Annotated in this window: 1 protein-coding gene; it reads right to left on the bottom strand. The window is 76.1% G+C overall.

Translation table 11 applies throughout. The features are described from left to right. On the bottom strand, positions 1-3,323 hold a 3,323-nt coding region (locus ACFV6I_RS38600), incomplete at both ends, for a condensation domain-containing protein (protein ID WP_380430859.1).

Raw genomic sequence — 3,323 nt, 5'->3', positions numbered from 1 at the left:
GCTCGACGACGCCGAGGCTCTCCTCGGGGATCGACGGGTCCCAGGCGCCGAGCAGTCCGCCCAGCTCGCCGGGGGTGCCGGTGCCGGTGAGGTCCGCCGGGGCGGTCACGTCGACCTGGGCGAGCGGCAGTCCGGGCCGCTCGGCGACGGTCCGCAGCAGGTGCTGGAAGATCGCCGCGACCCGCTCGACCTCGGCCCGGCCGAACAGGCCGGGGTTGTAGTCCAGCCGCAGGTGCAGGCTGTCGCCGGGGTGGACCACCAGGCTCAGCGGGTGGTGCCGGGCGTCCAGGGCCTCGGTGCGGACGATGCGCGGGCCGTCGGCGACGCCGGTGTCGAGGCCGTTCTCGTCCAGCGGGAAGTTCTCGAACAGCACCACGGTGTCGAAGACCTCGCCGGACAGGCCGGCGGCCTGGTGGATCGCGGCGAGCCCGAGGTGCTCGTGCGGGAGCAGCGCGGTCTGCTGGTCCTGGAGGGCGTGCAGCAGTTCGGCGAGGGTGTCGCCGGGGTGCAGCCGGGCCCGGACCGGCACGGTGGTGAGGAACATGCCGATCATCGACTCGACGTCCGGGACCTCGGCCGGGCGGCCGGAGGTGACGGCGCCGAACACCACGTCCTGGCGGCCGGTGAGCCGGCCGAGCAGCAGCGCCCAGCAGCCCTGCACCACGGTGTTGACGGTCAGGCCCTGGGTGCGGGCCCAGCCGGCGAGCGCGGCGGTCAGCTCGCGCGGCACCTCGGCGAGCACCGCGTCGGGCAGCGCCGGGAGGCGGCTCGGGTCGGCGGGGACGAGCAGGGTGGGCTCGTCGATGTCGGCCAGCACCTCGTGCCAGGCGGCCCGGGCGGCCGTGCGGTCCTGCGCGGTCAGCCAGGCCAGGTACGAGCGGTACGGGGCCGGGTCGGGCAGCAGCGCGACGTCCGCGCCGGGCGCGCAGAGCGCGAACAGCTCGCGGACGAGCAGCGGCATCGACCAGCCGTCGACCAGGATGTGGTGGCTGGTCCAGATGAACCGGTGCCGGCCCTCGCCGTGGGTGACGAGCGCGAAGCGCAGCAGCGGCGGCGCGGCGAGGTCGAAGCGGCGGGTGCGCTCGGCCTCGGTGATGCGGTTCAGCTCGGCGGCCCGGGCGGGCTCCGGCAGGTCGGTCAGGTCGGCGTCCAGCCAGGGCAGTTCGGCGTGCTGGGCGATGACCTGGACGGGCTCGCCGGTGGCCCGGGCGCGGAAGGCGGCGCGCAGGTTGGGGTGCCGGTCGAGCAGGGTCTGCCCGGCGGCGCGCAGGGCGTCGGCGTCGAGGTCGCCCTCGATGTCGGCGACGATCTGCAGGGTGTAGACGTCGACCGCGTCCGCGGCGCTGCCGGCGGCGGTGTCGTAGTCGGCGTGGAAGAGCATGCCCTGCTGGAGCGGGGTGAGCGGCAGGACGTCGGCGAGGGCGGTGCCGGCCTCGGCGAGTTCGGCCTCGTACTCCTCGATCTCGTCCTGGGCCAGGGCGACCAGCGGCAGGTCGGAGGGGGTGCGGCCGCCCGCGCCGGGGGCGGTGGCGTGCCGGGCGAGCAGTTCGAGGGCGCGGAACCAGGTGGCCGCGACGTCCTGGGCGTCCTCCTCGGCGACGGTCCGGCCGGCCCAGGACCAGTTGGCGATCAGGTGCGGGCCGTCGTGCCGGTCCTCGGTGGCCGGGGTGACGTCGAGCAGGTGCGGCAGCGGCATGCCGGGGTGGGCGCCGGTGCCGACCACGCCGTCGCCGCCGGCCGGCTCCCAGAGGCGGGCCTCGCGGGCGTCGAAGCGGCCCATGTAGTTGAAGCCGATCTGCGGCTTGTGGTGGCCGGCCAGGGCGCGGGCGGCGTGCGGGTTGAGGTAGCGCAGCAGGCCGTAGCCGACGCCGCGGTCGGGCAGCGCGCGCAGCTGCTCCTTGATCCGCTTGAGGGCGGCGGCGAGGGCGGGGCCGCCGGCCCAGAGCTCGTCCCAGTCGAGCGTGCCGGGGTCGAGGCGCATCGGGAAGGCGCTGGTGAACCAGCCGACGGTGCGGGACAGGTCGAGGCCGTCGCTGAGCTGCTCGCGGCCGTGGCCCTCCAGCTCGATCAGGGTCTGGGCGTAGTCGGCGCGGCCGTGCCGGCGGCGCCAGTCGGCGGCGGCGAGGGCGAGGCCGGTCAGCAGGACGTCGTTGACCTCGGCGTGGAAGGCCGCCGGGACGTCGGTGAGCAGCGGGCCGGTGACCTCGGGGCCGAGCTCCAGGCGCAGGGTGCGCTGGGTGCCGTAGACGTCCGTCTCGGGGTCGAGCCGGTGGGTGCCGACCAGCGGGTCGGGGCCGGTCAGGATCGACTGCCAGAGGGCGAGTTCGGGGCCGCGGACCTGGGTGCGGGCCTGCGCGGCGAGCAGCTGGGACCAGGCGCGGTAGGAGGTGCCGACCGGGTCGAGGGCGGGGGTGCGGCCGGCCGCCAGCGCCTCGCAGGCGGCGGCGAGGTCGGGCAGCAGGATCCGCCAGGACACGCCGTCGATGACCAGGTGGTGGGCGGAGAGCACCAGCAGGGCGGTGTCGGCGCCGGGGGCCGCGCCGATCAGCACGGCCTGGATCATCACGGCGGCGGCGGGGTCGAGCCGGGCGCGGGCGGCGGAGGCCTGCCGCTCGGCGAAGCCGAGGGCGTCCTGGTCGTCGGCGCCGCTGCCGGCGCCGTTCTCGGCCGTGGCGACCAGGCGGACGCCGGCGAGCGCGCCGGGGGCCAGTGCCTCCAGGTGCCACAGGCCGGGGGCGGGTTCGGTGGCCCGGGTGCGCAGCGCGTCGTGGTGGTCGACCAGGGTGTGCAGGGCCGCGTCGAGCAGTTCGGCGTCCAGGGCGGCGGGGACCCGGACGACCACGTGCTGGCTGTACTTGACGACCGGGCCGGTGAGGCTGGTGGTGTCGTCGTGCAACTGGCCCATGATCGGGGTGAGTTCGTACGGGCCGGTGCCGCCCGCGTCCTCGGCGGGCGCGGTCGCCGCCGTGGGGTCGGCGCCGCCCGCGACCCGGGCGAGGGCGGCGGCGGTCTTGTGGGTGAAGATGTCGCGGGTGGTGAGGGTGAGTCCGGCCTTGTGGGCCCGGCTGACGACCTGGATGGAGCGGATGCTGTCGCCGCCGAGGGCGAAGAAGTCCTCGTCGATGCCGACCCGGCCGGTGCCGAGGACCTCGGCGAGGATGTCGCAGAGGACCCGCTCGCGCTCGGTGCGGGGGCCGCGGAGGGTGTCCTGCTCGCCGAGGGCGGGCTTGGGCAGGGCCTTGCGGTCGAGCTTGCCGTTGGGGGTGAGCGGCATGGTGTCGAGGACGAGCCAGGACGCCGGGATCATGTAGCCGGGCAGCAGT

Origin of the sequence: Kitasatospora sp. NPDC059803, assembly GCF_042732255.1 — a bacterium.
Lineage (GTDB): Bacteria > Actinomycetota > Actinomycetes > Streptomycetales > Streptomycetaceae > Kitasatospora.
The sequence above is the reverse complement of the archived record's forward strand: the minus strand, read 5'-3'. Positions and strand labels throughout refer to the sequence as shown.